This window comes from Streptomyces sp. B6B3 (assembly GCF_039871525.1).
In the GTDB taxonomy this organism is placed as follows: domain Bacteria; phylum Actinomycetota; class Actinomycetes; order Streptomycetales; family Streptomycetaceae; genus Streptomyces.
The window spans coordinates 32475-55888 of sequence record NZ_JBDPLU010000010.1 but is presented as its reverse complement, the minus strand read 5'-3'; the positions used below and the strand labels follow the sequence as shown (position 1 = coordinate 55888).

Annotated in this window: 16 protein-coding genes; 2 read left to right on the top strand and 14 right to left on the bottom strand. The window is 72.1% G+C overall.

The window, feature by feature from the left end; all coding sequences use genetic code 11:
- From ABGB06_RS21225 to ABGB06_RS21185, 9 genes are read right to left on the bottom strand one after another with little or no spacing between them, the layout of a single operon-like run.
- On the bottom strand, window positions 1–1323 hold the full coding sequence (locus ABGB06_RS21225) for a DUF5605 domain-containing protein (protein WP_347591711.1): 1323 nt from the start codon (window positions 1321–1323) through the stop codon (window positions 1–3).
- The gene (locus ABGB06_RS21220) at window positions 1320–2738 is read right to left on the bottom strand and encodes a DUF5060 domain-containing protein (protein ID WP_347591709.1); all 1419 of its coding nucleotides are present in this window, start codon (window positions 2736–2738) and stop codon (window positions 1320–1322) included. The genes ABGB06_RS21225 and ABGB06_RS21220 overlap by 4 nt, the downstream gene beginning before the upstream one ends.
- Complete coding sequence (locus ABGB06_RS21215; protein WP_347591707.1) at window positions 2735–3937, bottom strand: sialidase family protein; 1203 nt, start codon at window positions 3935–3937, stop codon at window positions 2735–2737. Before ABGB06_RS21215 ends, ABGB06_RS21220 begins: the two co-directional genes overlap by 4 nt.
- The gene (locus ABGB06_RS21210) at window positions 3934–4983 is read right to left on the bottom strand and encodes an oligopeptide/dipeptide ABC transporter ATP-binding protein (RefSeq protein WP_347591705.1); all 1050 of its coding nucleotides are present in this window, start codon (window positions 4981–4983) and stop codon (window positions 3934–3936) included. The genes ABGB06_RS21215 and ABGB06_RS21210 overlap by 4 nt, the downstream gene beginning before the upstream one ends.
- Window positions 4980–6083, bottom strand: a complete 1104-nt coding sequence (locus ABGB06_RS21205) for an ABC transporter ATP-binding protein (protein WP_347591703.1) — start codon at window positions 6081–6083, stop codon at window positions 4980–4982. The genes ABGB06_RS21210 and ABGB06_RS21205 overlap by 4 nt, the downstream gene beginning before the upstream one ends.
- Before the next feature lie 43 nt (window positions 6084–6126).
- Window positions 6127–7353, bottom strand: coding sequence for an ABC transporter permease (locus tag ABGB06_RS21200; RefSeq protein WP_347591701.1), 1227 nt, complete (start codon window positions 7351–7353; stop codon window positions 6127–6129).
- 6 nt (window positions 7354–7359) lie between these two features.
- Window positions 7360–8361, bottom strand: a complete 1002-nt coding sequence (locus ABGB06_RS21195; RefSeq protein WP_347591699.1) for an ABC transporter permease — start codon at window positions 8359–8361, stop codon at window positions 7360–7362.
- Window positions 8362–8372: 11 nt separating this feature from the next.
- Window positions 8373–10367 (bottom strand): ABC transporter substrate-binding protein, encoded by a 1995-nt coding sequence (locus ABGB06_RS21190; RefSeq protein WP_347591697.1) that lies wholly within the window; start codon window positions 10365–10367, stop codon window positions 8373–8375.
- Window positions 10364–11308 (bottom strand): dihydrodipicolinate synthase family protein, encoded by a 945-nt coding sequence (locus tag ABGB06_RS21185; RefSeq protein ID WP_347591695.1) that lies wholly within the window; start codon window positions 11306–11308, stop codon window positions 10364–10366. The genes ABGB06_RS21190 and ABGB06_RS21185 overlap by 4 nt, the downstream gene beginning before the upstream one ends.
- A 226-nt stretch (window positions 11309–11534) precedes the next feature.
- On the opposite strand from ABGB06_RS21185, the gene ABGB06_RS21180 reads away from it, so the two are divergent.
- Together ABGB06_RS21180 and ABGB06_RS21175 are read left to right on the top strand one after the other, a co-directional pair.
- A complete protein-coding gene (locus ABGB06_RS21180) occupies window positions 11535–12272 on the top strand; it encodes a GntR family transcriptional regulator (RefSeq protein ID WP_347591694.1) in 738 nt (245 codons plus the stop codon).
- Window positions 12273–12278: 6 nt separating this feature from the next.
- Complete coding sequence (locus ABGB06_RS21175) at window positions 12279–14243, top strand: beta-L-arabinofuranosidase domain-containing protein (RefSeq protein ID WP_347591692.1); 1965 nt, start codon at window positions 12279–12281, stop codon at window positions 14241–14243.
- Window positions 14244–14389: 146 nt separating this feature from the next.
- Here the strand turns inward: ABGB06_RS21175 and ABGB06_RS21170 are convergent, their stop codons facing one another.
- The 5 genes from ABGB06_RS21170 to ABGB06_RS21150 all read right to left on the bottom strand — a co-directional run bounded on the left by ABGB06_RS21170 (window position 14390) and on the right by ABGB06_RS21150 (window position 23411).
- Window positions 14390–16699 carry an Ig-like domain-containing protein gene (locus ABGB06_RS21170; protein ID WP_347591690.1) on the bottom strand — a complete coding sequence of 770 codons (2310 nt, stop codon included), beginning with the start codon at window positions 16697–16699 and terminating at the stop codon, window positions 14390–14392.
- A gap of 207 nt (window positions 16700–16906) precedes the next feature.
- The gene (locus tag ABGB06_RS21165) at window positions 16907–19312 is read right to left on the bottom strand and encodes a glycoside hydrolase family 95 protein (RefSeq protein ID WP_347591688.1); all 2406 of its coding nucleotides are present in this window, start codon (window positions 19310–19312) and stop codon (window positions 16907–16909) included.
- Window positions 19313–19399: 87 nt separating this feature from the next.
- Window positions 19400–20596, bottom strand: coding sequence for a carbohydrate ABC transporter substrate-binding protein (locus ABGB06_RS21160; RefSeq protein ID WP_347591686.1), 1197 nt, complete (start codon window positions 20594–20596; stop codon window positions 19400–19402).
- Window positions 20593–21420, bottom strand: coding sequence for a CoA transferase (locus ABGB06_RS21155; RefSeq protein WP_347591684.1), 828 nt, complete (start codon window positions 21418–21420; stop codon window positions 20593–20595). The genes ABGB06_RS21160 and ABGB06_RS21155 overlap by 4 nt, the downstream gene beginning before the upstream one ends.
- Before the next feature lie 125 nt (window positions 21421–21545).
- Window positions 21546–23411, bottom strand: coding sequence for a right-handed parallel beta-helix repeat-containing protein (locus ABGB06_RS21150; RefSeq protein WP_347591682.1), 1866 nt, complete (start codon window positions 23409–23411; stop codon window positions 21546–21548).
- Window positions 23412–23414: the final 3 nt, after the last annotated feature.

Genomic DNA, 23414 nt, shown 5'->3' with positions numbered 1-23414 from the left:
TCAGGCGCCGGGCACCCGGCGGAGCCGTACCGCGTGGTACGGCTCCGCCGGAAGCTCCACCCCGAACTCCTCGGCCCCGGCGTCGGCGCGCACCGTGAAGGGCGCGCCGATCGTCATGTTCCAGGAGTCGATCACCTCGACCTGCCAGATGCCGGCGCCCGGCCGGAAGCGCCGCACCGGAAAGCGGTGCGGGCCCAGGTACTGGAGGCAGAAGGTGCCCGGCGCCTCCACCGTCGACGCGTCGTAGTACGCCGGGTTGTGCCGCAGGTCGCCCGGCGCGTCGGCCAGCACCTCCCGCAGGAACGCGATCCGCGGCGCGCTCTCGCCGCGCGGCGCTCCGCCGTGCGTCCGCCAGGGCCGCGCCCCGTACGCCTCGCCGTGGGTGACGTAGCCGCCCTGGCACACGCCCTCCCAGATCCGGGAGACGAGCTCCCGCGCGGTCAGGCTGTCCGCGGGCGCGGGGGCGTCGCCCTCGGCGCCGCAGTCGTCGAGGATCACCGGCTTGGCCAGGTCCGCGACGAGGGCGGAGACGGCCCGGGTCTCCTCGTGCCGCACGCTGGCGTGGGTGATCCACGGCGCGCCCCAGTCGGTGACGGGGGCACCTCCCAGGCCCCCAGGGCCTGGGGGAGCGTCACCGTGCACGGTCAGCAGGTGCCGCCCGTGGTCGTGCTCCCGGATCGCGGCCAGCACGTCGGGGTCGGGCGGCGCGCACCACCACACGTTGCGGTAGGCGGCGAGCCGCGGCACGGTGCCGGCGACGTCCCGGCCGAGCAGCGGCACCTCGGCCTCGATGCCCAGGTCCAGCAGGCCGCGGACCTGTTCCTCCAGGCGGCCCAGGGGCAGCTCTGGGGCGCAGCGCAGCCGGACCCGGTTGAAGGGTCCCGCGGCCAGCGCGCGCCGGGTGTCGGGGCCGGCCTCCGCCAGGGTGGTGCCGAACGGGTGGAACGGCCGGCCGTCGGCGTGGCGGAACCGCGACCCACGGGCCCGCACGGGCCCGTGGTTGCCGGCCCCCGGCGGGGTGCAGTGGAAGCCGCCGCCCGTGCCGGCGCCGTGGTAGCGCCACGGGCCCTCCGCGTCCGGCATGAAACGCACCAGTCGCCGCCCGGCGTCGTCGACGAAGGGGGTCGCGAAGAAACGGCGTTCGCCGTGCGGGCCGTGCTGGAAGACCACCTCGGCGTCCACGCCGGAGGCAGGGTCGGATGCGGGAGCGGATGCGGGAGGGAGCGGCAGCTCGAAGACCCCCCACCGCTCCACCGTCTCCACCGTCTCCGGCCCCTCCGGCGTCTCGGGCGTCTCCGGGCTCAACGACACGTCCGCGGTCATTCCGTCCTCCTGACTCGCACGGCCAGGTCGAGCCGCCCGTCCAACGCCACCCGGACCCGCTCGCGATGCACGCCGGGCAGCTCGGTGACGGTCATGTCCCAGGTGTCGATCAGCTCGACCCGGTACGCCGCGCCCGGGGGCAGCTCGACGTCCAGATGGGCGGGCTGCCGGGCACCGACGTACTCCAGCCAGTACTCCCCGCGCCGCCGCGCGCCGACGATGTCGGCCGGCCCCTCCTCCAGCAGCCGGCGCAGGAAGGCGATCCGCGGCACGCTCTCGCCGCGCAGCCGACCGCCCCGGGAGATCCAGGCGGAGTCGTCGTAGCGGCCGTCCGGGTAGCACTCGCCGTGTCCCACGAAGCCTCCGGCCGCGGCCGCGTGCCAGAACTGCCGCAACAGCGCCCGGCCGGTGATGTTCCCCCAGCGCCGCTCGACCGTGCCCTCGTAGCCGATCTCGTCGATGACCACCGGTTTGGGGCAGGCGGCCACCCAGTCGCCGGTGAGCCGGGCGTCCCAGTGCTGGATGCTCTGGTGGGTGATCCAGGGCCTGGTGAAGTCGTAGATCCGCTCGTACTCGTACATCCGGGTGCCGTTGTGGATCGATCGCAGCCGCTGGTACGGGTCGTGCCGCTGCACGAACTGACCGAGCCGCTCCCAGTCCTCCGCGGTCTTGGCGCGGTTGAAGTCGTACTCGTTGGAGATCGACCACCACACGTGCCGGAAGGCGGACAGCCGCGCCAGCGTGTAGCGCAGCAGGAAGAAGTCCTGCTCGCGGGTCATGTCGTCCACGCCCCAGTGGCCCTTGTCGTAGGGGTGGAGGAGGATGACGTCGGCCTCGATGCCGAGGGCCAGCAGATCGCGCAGCCGGCGCTCGAACCGGGCGAAGAACGCCGGTTCGAAGCGGGTCAGGTCCAGCCGCCCCGGCGTGTCACCGGGAAAGGCCAGCAGCGGCGGCACCATGTCCTTCGTGGGCAGCAGGCACATCCGCACCTTGGTGAACGGCGAGTCCGCCAGGGAGCGGAGGGTGGACTCCTCCAGCTCGTCGTCGGCGTAGTGCGTCCAGTGGTAGCAGGTGGTGCCCAACGGGAGGTAGCGGGTCCCGTCGGCGTACCCGAACGCGTGCCCGCCGCGCACCCGCACCGGGCCGTGGTTGCCGGGGCCCGGGGGTCCGCAGGCGAAGGTGCCGCGCCGGCCGTCGAGCTCGGGCGCGTTGGAGCGGGTGACGTACCGCCAGGTGCCCTCCCGGTCCGGGGAGAAGCGGACGACGTAGCGTCCGTCGCCGTCGTAGAAGCCGTCGACCTCGACGATCCGGTTGCGGTACTGGAACTCGGCGGTCAGCCGGACGTCCGCGTAGGGGTTGCCGTGCGCCGGGCCGGTCAGCTCGACCTCGTGCACGCCCCACCGCTCCACGGTCACGGTTGGTCCCCGCCGTCGCCCTCGCCCTCGGCGTCGCCGGCGGCGTCCCGGGCAGTGGTCCCCTCGGTGGTCCCCGCGGTGGTCCCGGCCCTGATCCAGTCCTCGTCGAGCGTCACGTGCTTGATCGTCTTGCGGAGGAAGGAGTAGGCCACGTGCAGCCGGCCGTCGCGGGTCTGAATGACCGTGGGGTAGGAGTAGCCGAGCTCGTTGTCCCAGTACTCCTCGTCGGCGACCTGCACGTTCCTGCGGTGCGGCCAGGTCTGGCCGCCGTCGTCGGAGAGCGCCAGGGTCAGCGGGGTGCGCAGCGCCTTCTTGCGCCGGCCCGCCCCCTTGCCGACCCAGCGGTACTGGTCGCGCTCCAGCGTGGCGTCGTTGTAGACGAGCGCGAGGGCGCCGCTCGCCAGCGCGGTGAGCTGGACGGCGGAGTTGTTGTTGGGCATCTCCGTCCGGGTGAGCCGGGTCCAGGTCCGGCCGTGGTCGAAGGACTCGCAGGCCCAGATCCGGTCGGCGGCGCGGCTGCGGAACATCGCGAACAGGCTGCCGTCGGTGCGCTCCACGGCGGTCATCTGCACCAGATGGTCGCTGTCCCGCAGGTCGTGCTCCGTCCAGGTCGCGCCGCCGTCGGCGCTGATCATGGCGGTGCTGTGCTCGCCGGCCGGGCGGCACCAGTAGGCGGGCAGCAGCCAGGAGCCGTCGGAGAGGGTCAGCGGCGGGTTGCGCACGAAGAAGCCCGGCCCCTCGAAGAGCACCCGCGGCTCGCTCCAGGTGTGGCCGCGGTCCCGCGAGGTGCGCACCACCAGCCGCGCCGTCTTCTGGTTGTGCGGGGTGTTGGAGGGGTGGAACAGCCAGACGGTGCCCTCGGCGTCCTGCGCGAGCACCGGGTTCTGCTCGGACCGTTCGGGGTCGCAGGCCAGCAGTTCGGGCTCGGTCCAGCGGTCCGCGCCGCGCGGCAGCCGGGAGACGACGACGTTGGTCTCCCGGTCGCCCTCGTCCGGACCGTTGAACCAGGCGCACAGCAGGTCACCGTCGTCCAGCTCCAGCAGGTTGGCCGCGTGGCTGTCCCCGTGGTGCAGCACGGGCAGCAACGCCTCGCGCAGCGCCGGGTCGGTCGCCGAGGCGCGGAGCACCCCGTCGAAACGCGGATCGTCCGGCTGGTTGCCGGTGCCGGTGCTGTCGGCGCTGTCTGTGCCGTCGGTCATACGGTCACTCCTCGCAGGTCGAGTTCCTCGGCGAAGTGGCAGGCGGCGGAGCGTCCTGGCCGGATCTCGCGGAGCGCCGGCACCTCGGTGGCGCAGCGGTCCTGGGCGTAGAAGCAGCGCGGATGGAACGGGCAGCCGCTGGGCACCCGGGACGGGTCGGCGACCTCGCCGCGCAGCACGATGCGCTCCCGGCGCCGGACGCCCGGCTCCGACGGGGGGTCGGGGTCCGGCACGGCGGACAGCAGCGCCTCGGTGTACGGGTGCAGCGGGGCGCCGTACAGCTCGTCGGTGGCGCCGGTCTCCACCACCTTGCCCACGTACATCACCACGACCTCGTCGGCCATGTACTCCACCACCCCGAGGTCGTGGGAGATGAAGAGGTAGGTCAGCTCCTCCTCGTCCTGCAGGTCCTTCAGCAGGTTGAGGATCTGCGCCCGCACGGAGACGTCGAGCGCGCTGACCGCCTCGTCCGCCACCACCAGGCGCGGGGAGAGCGCCAGCGCCCGCGCGATGCCGACGCGCTGGCGCTGGCCGCCGCTGAACGCGTTCGGGTAGCGCCGCATGTACTCGGGGCGCAGGCCGACCCGGCGCAGCAGCTCCGCGACGTGCTCCTCCAGCTCCGCGCCGCGCAGCCCGCGGTTGACCCGCAGCGGCTCGCCGACGATCTGGAGCAGCGTCATCCGCGGGTTCAGCGAGGAGAACGGGTCCTGGAACACCAGCCGGATCTGGCTGCGGTAGGGCTTGAGCGCCCGCTCGCCGAGCCGGGCGAGATCCACCTCCGCGCCGTCGACCGACCTGAAGAGGATCTGGCCCGAGGTCGGTTCGTACACCCGCATCAGGCAGCGGCCCAGGGTGGACTTGCCGCATCCCGACTCCCCCACCAGCGCGACGGTGCGCCCGGTCGGGATGCGCAGGTCGACCCCGTCGACGGCCCGCACCTGCCGCACGGCGCGGCCGAACAGCCCGCGTTGGATCGGGAAGTACTTGGTCAGCCCGCGGGTCTCCAGAAGTGTGGTGTCCGAACGCGGTTCGGTCGCGGTGGTCATGCCTCGGCCTCCTTGTGGGCCTCCTTGTGGGCCTCCTCATGGGCGTCCTCGGATGCGCGCTCCGTCGCTCCCGGCCCGCCGTGGTCGTCCTCGTAGAGCAGGCAGCGCACCTCGCGGCCCGGTTCGGGTCCCGGCACCGGCTGGGGGACCGTCACATCGCACCGCCCGGCCTGGAACTCGTCGCAGCGGGGGTGGAAGGGGCAGCCGGACGGGCGCTGGAAGACGTGCGGCACCATGCCGCGCACGGGCCTGAGCCGTTCCCGCGACCGGGAGCCCAGGCGCGGGATCGAGCGCAGCAGCGCCTTGGTGTAGGGATGCCCGGGCGAGCGGAACACCGAGCCGACGTCCCCCCGTTCCACGACGGTGCCGAGGTACATCACCGCCACCCGGTCGGCGACCTGCGCCGCGACCCCCAGATCGTGGGTGATCAGCATGATCGCCATGCCGAAGTCCTGTTGCAGGGACTGGAGCAGCTCCAGGATGCGGGCCTGGGTGGTGACGTCCAGCGCGGTGGTCGGCTCGTCCGCGATCAGCAGTTCCGGGTTGCAGGACAGCGCCATGGCGATCATGGCGCGTTGCAGCATGCCGCCGCTCATCTGGAACGGGTACTCGTCGACCCGGCGCCGTGGGTCCGGGATGTCGACCCGGCCCAGCAGCTCGATGGTGCGCTTGCGGGCCTCCGCCTTGGAGACGCCCTCGTGCAGCCGGATGGCCTCGCCGATCTGGTTGCCCAGCGTGTGCATGGGGCTCATGGAGGTCATGGGCTCCTGGAAGATCATGGCGATGCGCCTGCCGCGGACCGACCGCAGGGTGCGCTGGTCCGCCGACACCAGGTCGACCATTCCGACCTCGTCACGAGGGTCGTCGCCGGCGTCGCCCCGGCGGACCAGGACCTCCCCGCCCACGATGCGTCCGGGACGGTCCACCAGCCGGAGGATGGAACGGGCCATCACGCTCTTGCCGCACCCCGACTCGCCGACCACGGCCAGGGTCTCGCCGCGGCCGATCTCCAGGTCGACGCCGTCCACGGCCCTGAGCACGCCGTCGTCCAGCGCGAAGTGCGTGCGCAGGCCCCGCACGCGCAGGACGGTCTCGGTCACGGGTTCTCCTTCGGTACGCATGGGCGACTCACCACGTCCACGGCTACTTGTACGGGTCGGCGGAGTCCCGCAGACCGTCGCCCACGAAGTTCATGGCCAGCACGGTGACGAACACCGCGAGCCCGGGGAGCATCAACCACGGTGCCGTCTCGATCGTCCGCACGTTCTGTGCCTCCTGGAGCAGCACGCCCCAGCTGACCGCCGGGGACTGCAGTCCGAGGCCGAGGAAGCTCATCGCGGTCTCGCCGAGGATCATGGCCGGCACGGCCATGCTCAGCGAGGCGATGACGTGGCTGGACATGGACGGCACCATGTGCCGGAAGATGATCCGGCGTCTGCCGCAGCCGTCGAGTCGGGCGGCGATCACGAAGTCGTCCTCGCGCAGGGAGAGGAAACGACCGCGTACCACCCGGGCCAGGCCGGTCCAGCCGATCACCGACAGGATCGTGGTGATGGCGAAGTACCGCATCAACGGCCCCCAGTCGGGTGGCACCGCCGCCGAGAGCGCCAACCAGAGCGGCAACGTCGGCACCGCCATGAGGAACTCGATGATGCGTTGGATGGTGCTGTCCGCCACGCCCCCGAAGTAGCCGGAGATCCCGCCGAAGAAGAGCCCCAGCAGGAAGCTCACGGCCACCCCGATGAGCCCGATGGACAGCGACACCCGGGCGCCGTAGATCATGCGGGACAGCAGGTCCCGCCCGGATCTGTCCGCGCCGAGGAAGTAGACGCGCTGGTCCGGGTCCACCGCACCGAACAGATGTCGGTCCCAGGGGATGAAGCCCCACATGTCGTACGAGTCGCCCTTGGTGAAGAAGGTCACCGGGATCTTCTTCGACTCGTCGACGGTGTGCACCTGTTCGAAGGTCTCCGGGTCCCGACGCGTCTCGAACCCGTAGACGTACAGGTCGATGCCGTCGGAGAAGCTGAAGTCCACCTGCACCGTCTGCGGCGGCGCGTAGGTGAGCCGCTCGTTCGTGGTGCTGCTGCCCGCCGGCGCCAGGAACTCGGCGAAGACGACCACCAGGTAGACGAAGAGGACGACCACCGCGCCGCCCACGGCCAGCTTGTGCCGGCGGAACTTCCGCCAGATCAGCCGCCACTGGGAGGCGCGGCCGAGCTCCGGGTCGGCGCCCGCAGACCGCGCCGCGCTCCCCTCCGGCGCGGCCGCCGCGTCGGCGGCGTCGATGGTGTCGACGGCGCCGGCGGCGTCGGACGCGTCGGAGGTCCTGCTGCCTTCTCGTGCCAGCGCACGGGGCTTTCGCAGCATGCGCGCCTACTTTCCCTCGTAGCGGTACCGGATGCGGGGATCCCACCAGGCCAGCACGAGATCGCTGATCAACGTGCCGATCACCGTGAGGGCGCTGAGGATCAGCACGAAGCTGCCCACCAGGTACATGTCCTGGTTCTCCACCCCGCCGAGCAGCAGCGGCCCGGTGGTCGGCAGGCTCATCACGATGGAGATGATCGTCTCCCCGCTGATCAGCCCGGGCAGCAACCAGCCGACGGTGCTGAAGAACGGGCTCAGCGACATCCGGACGGGGTACTTCAGCAGCAGCTTCCACTCGGGCAGGCCCTTGGCGCGGGCCGCCACGACGTACGGCTTGTGCAGCTCGTCCAGCAGGTTCGCCCGGGTGATCCGGATGAGGCCCGCCGTCCCCGACATTCCGATGATCAGGATCGGCAGCCACATATGGGACGCCAGGTCCATCAACTTGCCGAGGTTCCAGGCCGCGTCCTGGTACTCCGGCGAGAACAACCCTCCGGGACTCTGCCCGAAGTACCGCATCCCGATGTACATGAAGACCAGCGCCAGCATGAACTCGGGGATCGCCATGCCGACGAACCCGAAGAAGGTGGCGACGTAGTCCCCCGCCGAGTACTGGCGGACGGCGGAGAGGATGCCGATCGGGAAGGCGATCGCCCACACGAACAGCAGGGTGCTGATGGACAGGAAGAACGACAGGCCCACCCGGTCCCAGATCAGGTCACCCACCGGTCTGCTGTTCCAGGCGAACGCCTGGCCGAAGTCGCCGTGCAGCAGGATGTTGGTGATCCAGGTCCAGTACTGGCTGAAGAAGGACTGGTCGAGGCCGTACCTCTCCCGGAGCGCCATGAGCTGGTCGTCGCTCATCAGCTCGCCCCTGGCCTCCGCCTGTGCCTCCAGGGTGGACACGTAGTCGCCGGGGGGCAGGCTGATGATGAAGAAGGAGGCCAACGAGATCGCCCAGAGAGTCACGACCATCAGCAGCAGGCGGCGGACGAGGAACGACAGCATGGGACCTCCCGTCAGGCCTCGTCGGAGATGAAGTACTGCTCCGGGCTGCTCGGGCCCGGCGCCTGGTAGGCGACCGCGCCCGGGAACGACCGGGGCACGTTGTGGAAGTTCGTCTTGACGATGCCGTACTCGGTGGGCGGGGTGCTGATCCCGAGGTAGTAGAGCCGGTCCTTGGTGATCTCCAGGATCTCCCTGGCCAGCGCGGTCGCCTCCTCCGCGTCGAAGGTGGCGCGCATCTCGTCGAACAGCTCCAGCTGCTCCCTGACGTCCGCCGGCGGTTCCTCGCCGTCCCGACCGCCGGCGCTGTACCACTTGGCCCAGGCGGAGCCGAAGCGCGAGGAGCCGCGCGGGTTGGACGGCAGGTAGTAGTGGTTGCCGCCACCGCCGGTGCGGATGTCGAACGAGCCGCCGGTCCAGGTGGCGGCCTCCGCCTCACCCGCCTCGACCCGCTCCCAGTAGAGGGTCTCCGCCATCCGCTGGATGGTCGCGTCGACGCCGACCTCCCGCCAGTCGGCGCGGATCAGGTCCAGGGCGTCGACGTGGTCGGGGAAGTCGGAGACCACGAGCACGTTGAACTTGATGGGCGAGCCGTCCTCGCGCAGCCGGATGCCGTCGCCGTTGCGTTCGGTGTAGCCGGCCCGGTCCAGCGCCTCGTTGGCGAGGTCGACGTCGTACTCGACGTACTGCTCGCCCAGTTCGGGGTCGTGCAGGTCGCTGCCCGGGATGGGCGCGCACTGCCACGGCTGGCCCTGCCCGCCGTAGATGGTGTCGATGATCTTCTGCCGGTTGATCGCGTACGACAGGCCGATCCGGAAGTCCTTGTTGGCGAGGACGGCACGCACGGCGGGGTCGGGGTGGGTCTGGTTGAAGCCGATGATCATCGTGTTGACGATGTCCGGCACGAAGTCGATGAGCTCGTAGCCGCCCTCCTCCTGGCTGCGGGCGATCACCGGCTTGTTGCGGATCGTGCCGAAGTGGTAGAGCTGCATGTCCAGATCGCCGTTGGAGACCTTGAGCACCTCGACCTCGACGTCCTGGACGATCTCGCAGACCATCGAGTCGATGTACGGCAGCTGGCTGCCGTCCGGATCGACCTTCCAGTAGTACGGGTTGCGCTCCGCCACCAGCGAGGTGCCCTCGCCCACCGGGTTCTGCGCCACCCACGCGTTGAGCGTGGGCATGTCGGTGTTGACCCAGGGATCGACCTTCAGTGCGATGTTGTCCACCCAGCGGCTCATGCCGGCGTCCTCGGCCAGGCGGTCCGCGTCCTCGTTGTACTTCTCGTGGAACTGCTGGAGGTAGTGCTTGGGCAGGAACATCGTCAGGCCCGAGATGCCGGCGATCTGCTCCAGGAAGCCCGCCTTCGGCTCCTCGTAGACGTACGAGACGGTGTAGTCGTCGATGGCCTCGAACCGGGCCGGCTCGCCGGACTGGGACAGCCAGAGCTCGTAGATGGCGTCCGGGTGCAGCGGCGGGTAGACGTTGTAGTCGTTGTAGGCGAAGTCGAAGTCCGCGGCGGTGACCGGCTCGCCGTCGGACCACCGCAGGCCCCTGCGCAGCTTGAACCGGTACTCCTTGCCGTCCTCCAGGACCTCGTAGCTCTCGCAGACGTTGGGCAGCATCTCGGTGCCGGCCGTGCCGCCCCATTCGCGGGCCCAGCGCACCAGCGGCTCGTAGCCCATCGAGTAGCGCAGCCAGGACATGTCCTCCTGGGTGAGCATCGCCGAGTGCCAGCTGCCGCCGTACACGCCGACCCGGTCCAGCGGCTCGACCACCAGCGGGTTGTCGGGCAGGCGCTCCGCGACCGGGGGCAGGTCACCGGCGTCGACCCGGTCCTTCAGCGACGGCGCCTCCTTGCCCTTGGGGCCCGAGGAGCCCTCCTCGCCGGAGGGGTCGGTCTCGAAGAAGCTGCAGGCGGAGGCGGTGGCCGCGACGAACAGTCCGACACCGCCCCGCAGTACGGCCCGTCTGCCCATGGGGCCGCCAAATGTCCGTTCAGGTGTCATTGTCCACGCTCCTTTGCGGGAACCGCCGTCTCCAACGCGCGGACCATCGGCACCACCGTCGAGGCGAGGCGTTGCCGCTCCTCCTCGTCGAGAGGGGCCAGGGGTTCCGCGGCGTGCTCGGCCTGAAGATGGCCGAGGGCGGTGAGTACGTACTTGTAGGTGCTGACGATCGAGGAGAGGGTCGGCGTCCGGCGGGCCCGGCGCATCGCGTCGGCGACGTCCTCCAGTTGGTTCTGCATCCGCGTCACCCGCGCCCAGTCGCCGGTCTGGGCCGCGCCGTACATGGCGACGAGGTGCCGCGGGGCCAGATTGCCGAGCGACGAGGTGACGCCGGAGGCGCCGACCAGGAACGACAGGTCGCTGACGCTGCTGCCGCCGGTGAAGCACCGCAGGTCCAGGCCGAGGTCCGCGGCCCGGCGCACCAGTTGGCGGAACCAGACCATGTCCCCGTCGCTGTCCTTGATCCCGGCGACCACGCCCTCCTTCGCGAGGTCCAGGACGCAGTCGGCGGTCAGGCTGATCTTGGTCAGCCGCGGCATGTGGTAGTGGAGGATCGGGAAGCCCACGGCCTCGGCGATCCGCCGGTAGTGGTCGCGCAGCTCCTCGCGGGTGAACTCCGCGAAGTACGGCGCGATGACGGCCACCTGGTCGGCACCCGCCGCCACCGCGGCGCGCGCGTGCCGGACGGCGAGCCGGGTCGCGGCGTCACCGACGTGCGCCACCACCGGCACCCGTCCGTCGGCGACCTCGGCCGCCACCCGGACGGCGGCGGCCCGCTCCTCGGGGTCGAGGGCGTGGAACTCCCCCGTGGTGCCGTTGATCCACAGGCCGTGGACGCCGGCGTCCACCAGGTGGCGCAGGTGGCATTCCAGCGACCGTGAATCGATCGTGTCGTCGCGCGTCATGGGTAGCACGACGGGCACGATGATGCCATGAAGCATCGGGAACGACATAGGCACCCCAGAGGCATGTCAGTGGTATGCCACGAGTGTGCAGTGCGGGTAATATGCCGTCAACCCTCATGCGACGGGATTCTGTGACGATGGCGGAACCCCGCAAAGGGACAGCGACCAGCGGCATACCATGTGCCCAGCCGGGGGAAAGGCGGAGCCGGGACCGGCCCGGAGACGCACCGGACACCCAGTTGTGGAGCGCCAGGGAGGCGGCATGATCTCACCGAGGGCGACCTCGGCCCAGGGCGGGTCGGCGTCGGGGTCCGCGTCGTCACCGGGCCCCGAGGAGAGCCTGGAGAGCCACGCGCGCCGGGCCCTGGTGGAGTGGTTGACGAAGGAACACCCCGCGCCGGGCCAGCCGGTGCCGATCCGTGAGTTCGCCCGCCGGCTCGGCATGAGCCGCACCCCGGTGCGCAGCGCGGTCGGGCGGCTGTACGAACGGGGTCTGCTGGCCTACGACCCGACGGCCGGCTTCACCGTCGCCATCCCGTCGCTGTCCAGCATCTACGAGCTCTTCGAGCTGCGGCTGATGCTGGAGTCGCACAGCCTGCGGCTCTTCGCCGAGCGCACCGACCGCGAGCCGCCGGCGCGGCTGCGCGAGCTGGTGGACGAGGCCGAGGAACTGGCCAGGCTGTCCCTTCAGGACCCGGACCGGTACATCGAGTTCCGGGAGAACGACAGCGGCTTCCATCGCGCCCTGGTGGAGCTCAGCGGCCTGCCGATGCTGCTGGAGCTGCACGACGACCTGCTGTTGAACATCCACGTCACGCGCACCGGGATGGTGGCGCCCATCACCGGCTCCCGGCTGAACGCGGCCGTCTCCGAGCACCGGGCGATCGTCGACGCGCTGGAGCGCGGCGACCGCCTGGTGGCCAGGGACCTGCTGGAGGCCCACATCCTCCGGGTGCGCGACCAGACCCTCGCCTTTCTCGCACGTCCCCGGATGGAGTAGCACCTGATGCACGGACCCGTGGTCCCCTCCCCCGACGCCCACCCGACCCTCCGGCCGCACAGCCCCACCCGCGCCGAGCTGACCGGCGGTCCCTGGCTGCGCTGGCAGCGGGTCAACCGCGAGGTCAGCCTGCCGCTCGCGCTCGGCTGGCTGGAGAAGGCCGGCAACCTGAACAACCTCCGCATCGCCGCCGGCGAGGCCGAAGGATCCTTCCGCGGCCCGGTGTACATGGACTCCGACGTGCACAAGGTGCTGGAGTCGGTGGCCTGGGAGCTGCAGCACGGCCGGCACGCCGACAGCGCCACACCGGCCGAACGGGCCGAGCTGACCGACTTCGTCGACCGCACCGCCCGGCTGCTGGAGCGGGCCCAGGCGGACGACGGCTACCTCGACTCGGCCTACCAGGTGGCCCAGCCCGACGCCCGCTACACCAAGCTGGTGGACAGTCACGAGCACTACTGCGCCGGGCATCTGATGCAGGCCGCGGTCGCCGCGCAGCGCGGCGGGGTGGACCCGGACGGCCGGCTGCTCGCGGTGGCGCGGCGCTTCGCCGACCATCTCGCCGAGGTCTTCCTGCCGGATCCCGGGCCGGGCCTGGACGGCCACCCCGAGGTGGAGACCGCGCTGGTGGAGCTCTACCGGGTGACGGGCGAGGCCCGGTACCTGGAGCTGGCCACCGCCTTCGTCGAGCGCCGCGGCCGGGGTCTGGTCGGCGACCACAAGCGCGGCGAGCGGCACCGCCAGGACCACCTGCCGGTGCGCGAGGCGCCCACGGTCACCGGCCACGCCGTGCGCGGGCTCTACCTGGAGGCCGGGATCGTCGACGTCGCGGTGGAGACGGGCGACGCGTCGCTGCTCGCCGCCTCCGTCGCCCGCTGGGAGGACATGGTGGCGTCGCGCACCTCGCTGACCGGCGGGCTCGGCTCGCGCCAGGTGGGCGAGGTCTTCGGCGAGCGGTACGAGCTCCCGCCCGACCTGTCGTACAACGAGACCTGCGCGTCGGCGGCGAGCGTTCAGTGGAGCTGGCGGCTGCTGCTGGCCACCGGCGAGGCCAGGTACGCGGACCTGATCGAGCGGACGCTCTTCAACGCCTTCGGCGCGGCCCGTTCGGCCGACGGCCGGACGTACTACAAGGGCAACCCGCTCCAGCGCCGCCCCGACCACGCGGAGGCGGTGGGCGATCCGCGGTGCCGGGACGAGTGGTTCTTCTCGGCCTGCTGCCCGCCCGCGGTCACCCGGCTCGTCGCCGCGTTGGAGCATCACGCGGCGACCTGGTCGCGGGACGCGGACGGCGCCGTTCTGCACCTCCAGCAGTACGCGCCGATGACCCTGTCCCACCCGCTGCCGGACGGCGGCGAGTTCGGGCTGCGGGTGGCGACGGACTACCCGTGGGACGGGGCCGTCGAGATCACCGTCACCCGGGCGCCGGAGCGGCCGTGCGCGCTGGCCCTGCGGATACCCCCGTGGAGCGTGCGGACCCGGCTGGCGGTCAACGGCGAGGCCGAGGCCGCCGACCCCGACGAGAAGGGCTACGCCGTGCTGCGCCGCCCCTGGCGCGTCGGCGACACGGTCGTCCTGCACCTCGACCTGACGCCCCGGCTGACCGTGCCGCATCCCCGGATCGACGCCGTGCGCGGCGCCGCGGCCGTGGAACGCGGGCCGCTGGTCTACTGCTTCGAGCAGGTGGACCAGCCGGAGGGCACCGAGGTGGACGAGCTGGCGCTGGCGCCGGACGCGACGTTCGAGGAACTGCCGCTGGCCGACCTCGACGGGGTGGGCCGCACGCTGCTGCTGCGCACCGCGGCGGTGGCCGTCACCGGCACCCACGAGGCGGGCCTGCCGTACCGGACGCACGGCGGCCCGAGCGCGGCCGCGGACACCCGCCGCCCGACGACCGCCACCGCGGTGCCCTACTACCAGTGGGACAACCGCGGTGACGGCGCGATGCGGGTGTGGGTGCCGCTCCTCTGAGCGGCCTTGGCGAAGTTGGTTGCGGTTCGCCCGCGCCCTGAAGGGGCGCGGGGCCGTGTCGATGTGCGGCTCCGCCGCGCGGCGCGACCAGCCACGACGGACCCGCGGCCGCTCGACGGCCCGCCGTGGCACTGCCAGCCGAGCGCCTAGTGGTTGATCCGCACCTGGCTGAACGTCACGGTGTTGTAGTTGGCGATGGCGTTGGACTCCTTGTTGGCGTCCACCACGAGCCCGGCGTACGGGTTCGGACCGATCGAGATCCGCTCGTACCCGATGCGCGTCCACTGGAGCGAGTCGGGTGAGATCTCGGCGCTGAACTCGTCGCCGCGGAGCGTGAGCCGCAGCCAGTAGGGCTGGTCGTCGAGGGGCTCGCCGTCGTAGGGGTAGACGCCGACGCTCATCTCCTCGCCGGTCCTGGCGATGCGCTTGGCGACGCCGACGAGGCCGTCCGAGGAGACCGCGACGGCCAGCAGGAAGAAGGCGGAGTCCTCGGTGAGGTTCTCCCGGATCATGACGCCGCCCAGCACGTCGGAGTAGACCGGGCTGACGTGGTCGACCCGGGCCATGATCTCCACGACCTCGTCGTCCGGCGCCTCGATCGGCTGGTAGACGAAGTGGCAGGAGTCGGCCCGGCCCCTGACCTTGCCCGAGCCGCGCACCGTGAACTCGCCGTCCACCAGGGCAGCCGCGCCCGGGATGGGCACCTCGCCGATGTCGACCGACGTCCAGGCGCCGAGGTCGGTGACGTGGTTGACGTGCACCGGTATGCCGGTGGAGGTGGTGGCGGTGCCGGTGCTGTCCGTGGCCAGCGCCGTGAGGTAGTGGGTGCCGGCCGGCGCGCCCGTCCAGGTCAGCCGGTACGGCGCGGCGGTCGCCTCGCCGAGCTTCTCGGCGCCGGCGTAGAACTCCACCCGGGCGATCTCCGCCCCGTCGTGCGCGGTCGCCTCGGCCTCGATGACGACGTCGTGGGTGCCAGAGTCGGTGGTGAGGACCGTGTTGCCCGCGGGCGAGGTGAGGGCGACGTCCGGGTTGGGCGCGCCGACCGGGCCGAGGGAGTTGAGGTAGAGCTCCAGGTGGCTGTAGCCGGTCTCCGGGTCGATGGTCGCCGCGTCGGCGGGGTCGGCCGGCTTCAGGCCGTGCTCCCGCTCCCACGCGTTGGGGATCCCGTCGTGGTCCCGGTCGGCCGGCGCGGCGAGGGCCGCGAGGGCCACCAGGCCGCCCACCTCCGACTGGGAGTTGATCTGCCGTCCGGTGCCGCCGCGCACGTCGGCGACCAGCCGGGCGTCGACGGCGTCCCGCCGCGGCAGAACGGCGCCGACGCCGTCGAGTACCGCCTGGTACGCCTCCTCCGGGGTCTGCTGGTCGATCGGGTAGGGCAGCGCGACGGGCTCGTCCAGCAGGGTGATGCCGCCGACCGGGATGACGACGCCGAGGGTGTTGTCCGCCGTGACCTCGGGATGGCCCTCGATGACGTTGCCGCTGACGTGCCAGCTGCCGCCGCGGTCGGGCGAGACGATCACCGGGGCGATGTCGGCGAGCGTGTCGGGGCCCGGCTTGTAGTAGTTGGCGACCATGTTGATGCCGTTCGCCCACTCGCCGCCGTAGCACGAGGTGTAGCCGTAGTTGTAGATGACGTTGTTGCGGTGGTCCACCCGCAGGTCCACGTCCTCCACGAAGCTGAACCGGGGGTTGCGGCCGCCGTTGTGCACCAGCAGGTTGTGGTGGTACGTGACGTTGTCGCCGCCCCACAGCCCGCCGTAGCCGTGCCGGCCCTTCTCGTGGGCCGACATGGTCAGCCCCTCGGAGATGATGCACCACTGCACGGTGACGTCCCGGTTCCCGTACGGGGAACACGTCTCGTCCACGCCCCAGCTGAAGGAGCAGTGGTCGATGATGACGTTCTTGCGGCCCTCCATCTTGAACGTGTCGATGGGCGTGCCCATCGCGTCGGTGCCGCGGAACCGCAGGTAGCGCAGGATGATGTTGTCCGCCTTGATCTCCGTCTCGTTGCCCGCGACGCAGATGCCGCCGCCTGGGGCGGTCTGTCCGGCGATGGTGAGGTTCGACCCGAGGACGTCCAGGCCGCCCTCCAGGTGGATGGTGCCGGACACCCGGAAGACGATGGTGCGGTCGCTCGCGGAGACCGCGTCCCGCAGGGATCCGGAGCCCGAGTCGGCGAGCGTGGTCACCTCGTAGACCGCGCCGCCGCGGCCCCCGGTGGTGTGTCTGCCGCCGCCCTCGGCGCCCGGGAAGGCGAGGACGCCTTCCGCCGCGGTGGCGCCCGTGCCGCCCGCCTCGGCCGCCGCTCCCGGTGCGGCGGCGGTCCGCGCGCCGGGCTCGGCCGCGCGGGCCACGCCGCCGAGCGCGGCCGTGCCCACGAGCGCGCCGGTCGCCGTCACGAAGGCGCGGCGGCCGAGCGGCGCGTGCCCAGGGGTCTTTCCGTTCACGTCAGTCACGTTCACTTACTCCACTTCTGTTCATGAGCAGGGGGTCCCGGGCCAGCCCGGACCCGGGAGGGTCGATGCGGGTCGCGGGTCGGGTGCTGTCGGCATCGGGCGGTGCCTGCCGGGCGGTGGCCCTGCGGGGCCCCGCCCGGGTCCGGGGAGGCTCGCGGTCGTGGGCCGCCGGGTCACCCGGCTGCCCACGACGTCGCCCGGCCGGGGCTATGCGGGAAGCAACTCGTACGCGCCGCCGCGGCGGGTGTCGAAGACGACGACGTTGTCCTCCGGCCGGTGTTCCCGGGCGCCCGTCACCGTGACGGGGTGCGGGGTGCGGACGCGGATCTCGTTGCCGAGGAGGGAGCGCACCGTGGCCCGCACGACGCGGCCCTCGGCCCACTCCAGGTCGATCTCGAAGCCGCCGCGCGCCAGCAGCCCGCGGAAGGAGCCGGCGGGCCAGGCCTCGGGCAGCGCCGGCAGCAGGTCCACCTCTCCGGCGTGGCTCTGCAACAGCATCTCGGTGATCCCGGAGACGCCGCCGAAGTTGCCGTCGATCTGGAACGGCGGGTGCAGGTCGAAGAGGTTGGGGGCGGTGCGGGCCGGGGTGAGCAGGTCGCTCAGATGGTCGTAGGCCCGGACCGGGTCGAGCAGTCGCGCCCACATGTTGATCTTCCAGGCGAGCGACCAGCCGGCCCCGGCCGTGCCGCGCAGTTCCAGCGTCTTCACCGCGGCGGCGGCGAGGTCGGGCGTCTGCCGGGGGGTGATCTGCGCGCTGGGGAACACGCCGTACATGTGGGAGACGTGCCGGCTCTTGGCCAGGGCCGCCTCCTCCCAGTCCACCAGCCACTCCTGGAGCTGGCCGAGGTAGCCGATCTGCATGGGGGCCAGCCGGTCCCTGACCTCGCCGGCCCGTTCGACGAGGCCCGGGTCCCGGTCGAGCACCCGGGCGGCCTGCCGAAAGGCGTCGAAGAGGTCGCGCAGCAGCTGCATGTCCATGGTCGGCCCGGCGCAGATGCTGACGTTCTCGCCGTCGTCCTCGTGGTGGCCGACCTCGGGCGAATGGGACGGGTTGGTCACCAGCCAGCCGGTGGCCGCGTCCTCGACGAGGAAGTCCAGGAAGAACTCCACGGCGCCCCTGATCACCGGGTAGTTGCGGCTCAGGGCGCCGGTGTCCCCGGTGAACAGGTAATGATCCCAGAGCATCACGCACAGCCAGGCCCCGCCGGTGGGCCACAGGCCGTAGAACGCGTAGTCCACGGGTGCCGTGCCGCGCCAGCCGTCCGTGTTGTGGTGCAGCACCCAGCCGGGCGCGTCGTACAGCGCCCTGGCCGTGCGGGCACCGGATTCCGCCAGTTCGTGGATCATGTCGAAGGCCGGGTCCCAGCATTCGGCGAGGTTGGTGGGGCCGGCCGGCCAGTAGTTCATCTCGAAGTTGATGTTGACCGTGTACTTGGACTCCCAGGCGGGGTTCAGGCTGTCGTTCCACAGGCCCTGGAGGTTGGCGGGCTGGCCCGGGGCGCGGGAACAGGAGGCCAGCAGGTAGCGGCCGTACTGGAAGTAGAGGGCGGCGAGCTGCGGATCGCCGCCGTCCTGGAAGAGCGGGATGCGCTCGTTGGTGGGCTGCGCGACGCGGTCCGAGGTGCCCAGGTCGAGGCCCACGCGGTCGAACAGCGGTCGGCGGTCCGCCACATGACGCTCCCGCAGCCGCCGGTACGAGATACCCGCGGCCGGCTCCAGATGGCGGCGGGCGCGCGCCTCGGGGTCGGCCCCGACATCCAGGTAGGTGCGGTAGCTGGTGGCCATCGAGACCACCAGGGTGACCGCGTCGGCGTCCGTCACGGTCAGGGCGCCCTGCGCGTCGGTGGCCACCTGGCCGCCCTCGGCGACCGCCCGGACCACGGCGCGGAAGCGGACCGCGCCGGTGATCCCGTACCAGTCGCCGCTGACGCCGTCGAGGGCGACGGTGCGGTCGTCCACGGTCGAGGCGGTGGCCCGCTGCGGGGTGGTGAACCGGGCGGTGAGGCCGACGGCGCCCGGGGTGTCCGCGGTCAGCCGCACGACGAGGACCTGGTCGGGCGCGCTGGCGAAGACCTCGCGGGTGTGCCGCACGCCGCCGCGGGTGTAACGGACCCGGGTGATGGCGGTCGCCAGGTCGAGCTCGCGTTCGTAGTCGCTCGCCTCCCCGGTGTCGGGGAAGGCGAGTTCGAGATCGCCGAGCACCTGGTAGGCGGCCTGTTCCGAGGGCGTGCCCAGGAAGTTGGCGTCGGCCAGCCGCTGCGCCTGGGCCCACTTCTCCTCGACCACCAGGCGCCGGATCTCCTCCAGGTACTCGTAGGCGTCGGGCCGGGCGTAGTCGTGCGGGCCGCCGGCCCACAGACTGTCCTCGTTGAGTTGCAGCCGCTCGGTCGCGGTGCCGCCGAAGACCATCGCCCCGAGGCGGCCGTTGCCGACGGGCAGCGCCTCCAGCCATTCGGCCGCGGGGGCGGTGTACCACAGGCGCATCGGGTTGCTTCCGTGCTCGTCCGCGCCGTCGGTCGCGCCGGCGGCGTGGGCGGTGCCGGCGGGCAGCGCGGTGACCGCCGCGCCGGCTCCGGCGGCGGCCAGGACGTGGCGTCTCGAGATCTCGGGCATGGCGCGGCTCCAACAGTCTCGGGGGGTCATCTGTCTCGGCGGCTCAGCTGTTTCGGGGGGTGGGTCTCGGAGGGTGGTCTGGCGCGGTCATCGCCGTCGGCCCGCGCGGTAGCGGGCGTCGAGCTCGTCCAGCAGCGCCCGGTGCGGTCGGTCCCCGGCCAGCCCGTCGCGCAGCAGTCGGGACGCGGCCTCCTGGAACGCGGGGTAGCCGGACCAGCGGGGACGCACCCAGGCGCCCTCGACGGTGGCGAGGGTGTCGCGGTAGAACCCGCCCCACCGCTCGTTGGTCCACGGGTCGGTCCAGGCCGCGCGGGCGGCGGGCTGCCCGCCGGTCACCGGGAACAGCTCGCGCTGCACCGGGTCGGCGAGCAGCCGGCGGAGGTGGTCGCGCACCGCGGCGCGGGCCACCGGGTCGCCGGTCCGCCGGCGCGAGACGGCGAGCCCGGCGCCGCCGAGCACGCTGCCCGTCGGGCCGCCGGGCCGCCAGACCGGGGCGTCGGAGAAGGCCAGCGGGTAGGGGCCCGAACGGGTGTAGGTGACGTAGCCGTAGACGAGGGGGCAGTACGCGGGGCCCGCGCCGGACGTCATCGCCCGCAGCACGGCGATCGGGTTGCTGGACCGCAGCCCCGGCGGGGTGCGGGCGGCCAGGGTGGCCATCACCTCCAGGGCGGCGAGGCCCTGTTCGCGGGGCACCAGGGCGTCCTCGCCGGCCCGGAACGGCTCCGCGCCCTGGGCCAGGCACAGGGCGGCGAAGGTGAGGAAGGCGTGCGGTCCGCCCAGGCAGAGCGTGACCGGCACCCGGTCGGGCAGCGCGCACGCCTCCTCCCAGGTGCGGGGCGGGGCGTGTCCCGCCATCAGGTCGGGGCGGGTGGCGGCGACCTGGGCCGCGGCGTCCAGCGGCAGCGCCCAGGTGCGGTCGTCCAGCACGTAGCTGTCGAAGCTGGCGCCGACGCCGCGTTCCCGCCAGGACGTCAGCTCCTCGGGGCCGAAGAGCACCTCCATCGCCACCAGGCAGCCGGCCTCGACGGCCCCGCCGAGCCCGGGGTGGTCGACGACGAGGATGTCGTAGTCGGCGGCGAGCGCGGCGATCGGCGCGGACTCGAAGCCGGCCAGCGACTGCCGTTCCCAGCGCAGCGGCCGGCCGACCGTCTCGCAGCCCTGCGGCAGCGAGGCGTCGATCCGGGCCAGTTCCTCCAGCGGGCCGTAGCCGCGCGGATGGTCCCAGGTGAGCCCGCGCAGCTCGTCGGTGGTCGCGGTGCGCGGTGTGGTCACGGGTGTGGTCATGACGCTTCCTCCCAGGCCCCGAGGGGTCCCTCGGCGAGCCGTGCCCGCCGCCCCGGCGGGCCGAGTTCGGTGAGGTTCTCGTGCCGCCCGTCGGTGCCGTTCGCGGCGCCGTTCGCGGCGCCGGCGGCGGTCACGGGCCGGGCCGGGATGCCGTGCCGGGCGCACCGCTCCAGCCACTCGGCGGTGGTGCGCCGCGGCAGCCGCAGCCGGACCAGGGCGGTGATCTCGTCGCGGCAGCTGTGCCCGGTCCGGTGCCCGCCCCGGCCGCCGAGTTCGGGCAGGCCGAGCGCGTCGCCCAGGGCGTCCAACGGCGGCAGCGCCAGGGCCAGCTGGCCGTCCCTGGTGGGGAACACGCCGTAGGGCCCGGCGCCGGCGGCGTCCGGGGACAGCTCCCGGGCCCGCGCCACGACGGCCTCGTCGTCGCGGCGCACCGTGACCAGCCGTCCCTCGCCGGTGCCCGCCCGGTGCAGCAGCGCGGCCAGCACCTCCTCGACGACCGCGTAGGCGGTGGCCGCGTCGTCGGGACCGGCGTCAGGACCGGCGTCGGAACCGGCGTCCGGCCCGGGCGCCGCGACGTAGACGATGCCCGGGTTGACCGCGCGCACCGCCGGATAGTCGAGTCCTGCCCGCCCGGCCCGGCCCCCGTGGTGGAGGAGCACGTCCGCGCGGCTCACCAGGTCGAGCACCAGGGCCCGGCCGCGGTCGTCCTCCGGCTGCTCCGCCCGGGCCACGTCGGCGCCCAGGGCGCCCAGACGGGCCGCCGCCAGGGGCCCGGCCCGGGTGATGGTCAGGTCGACCACCCGATAGCCGTCCAGTGTTCCCATGTTCCTTCCCTCCATCGTCCTTCGCTCCCGCGCCCCCGCGTCGGCGGTGATCCTGGCTTTCGTCGTGGTGGGCCACCGGGCCGCCCGCGGCCCCACAACCGCGGGCGGCCCTGCTCAACGGGCGGTCACTCCGTGGTCTCGGGCGCCGGGTAGGGGAAGGAGTCGGTGACGCCGATCGCGTCGTACTCCATCCGGGACGCGTCGAAACCGTCCTGCCAGTTGGCGTTCTCCACGGTGTTGCACTGGTAGCTCTGGTACTTGTCGTCGGTGACCTCGCCGACCTCGATGTCGGTGAAGCTGAAACCGCAGCCGCCGGCGTCCATGTGCACGCCGCGGGTGCCGCTGTCCGGCATGGACGCGTCGGGGATGACGTCGCCGATGACGACCTGCCGCACCTCGTTGGTGATTGGGTGCGGTTCGGCGTTGTCGACGCCGTAGGTGTAGAACGCGCCCATGTCACCGCTGTCCAGCCCGGCCTCCTCGATGTGCAGGTACTCGAAGACGTTGCCGTGGGCGTAGTTGTCCTCGGCGGCGACCTCCGGGCGGACCTCCAGGCTCACGCCGTACCGGGCGCTGTGCTCGATGTAGCTGTGACTCACCACGTTGTCGCCGGTGTTCATCAGCTCGACGCCGGCGGCGTCACCCGGCACCAGCTCGCCGTAGTGGGTGATGTAGTTGTTGGTGAAGAGGTGGCCGTGGGAGATGTCGCCCTCGCCCGGATAGCCGCCCTCGACCTTGATGCCGTCGGCGCCGATGTTCTCCAGCAGGCTGTCTCTGACGGTCAGGCCCTCGTTGGCGAAGAGGGCGTAGACGGCGTGGTAGCCGGTGTCGGAGATGCGCATCGCCGACAGCGTGATGTCCCGGCTGTTGGTCACCGTGACCGTGCCGAAGCGGTTCCGTGGCATCTCGATCTGCCGGTCGTACTCGGGGTACTCGTGCACCTCGCCGGAGTCGCCGTCGCTGATCCAGGCGAAGCGGTACCAGTCGACGAAGTCGGTCTCCGCCAGGGCGAGACCGTCGAAGGTGATGTCGTGCACCCGGTACTCGGGGGAGGTGCCGGCGATCTGCAGCAGGGTGGTGGCGACCGGCGCCGTGACGGTGACGTCCGCGATGTCGCCGCGCGGCTTGTAGTAGAGCTTCCCCTGGTCGTAGTCCTGGTAGTACTCGCCGGCCTGGTCGAGGAAGTCCAGGGAGTTCTGCAGGAAGTACCGCGATCCGCTGCGGCTGTTCATCAGCGCGTAGCGGGTCCAGTGGTCCAGGGTGATCTGGTTGTCGTCCCAGGAGGGGTTCTTGATCGGCACCGTGTCGGTGAACCAGCTCCAGCTGCCGCCCGACCAGATGACCACCTCGGCGTCGTCGAGGTCCCAGGTCGGGTCCCATTCACCGGGGCTGGAGTACAGCCACTGGTGGACGGCCTCCTTCTCCGGCTCCTTCAGCACCGAGAACAGGTAGGGCGCCCACTCGTCCTCGGTGGCGCGGTTGGGGTAGCGGGCGGTGGTGGCGCGCTGCCCGTCCTCGAAGAGGGTGTGGAACGGGTTATCGGTGCCGACGTCGGTGACGTAGATGCCGTCCTGGTACTCCTCCCAGCCGGTGACCTCCTCGGATCCGACGATCCGGGCCTCACCCGGGCCGTCGTAGCTGCGGTAGATGATCTGGTGGCCGTTCGAGCCCGAATCGCGCTCGTCGAACTCCACGGCCTCGTCGACCTGGTACTCGCCGGCCCGCAGGTTCACCACGATGTCGCAGCTCATCCCCCGGTTGAGGCGCTCCTCGCGGATGTGGTCGCGGGCGTGCTCGATGGTGCGCCAGGCGTCGGGCTTGTCGCCGTCCGCCCGGTCGCTGCCGTCGGGGGAGACGAAGAACTGCTGGGGGCGGCACGCCGAGGCGGCGGTGACGGCATCCCCCGGCAGCGCCGAGGCGGCGACCACCAGCAGGGCGCCGACCGCCATCACCGGCAGGCCGGGGCGCGGTCTACGGAAGGTGCGGAACACGGG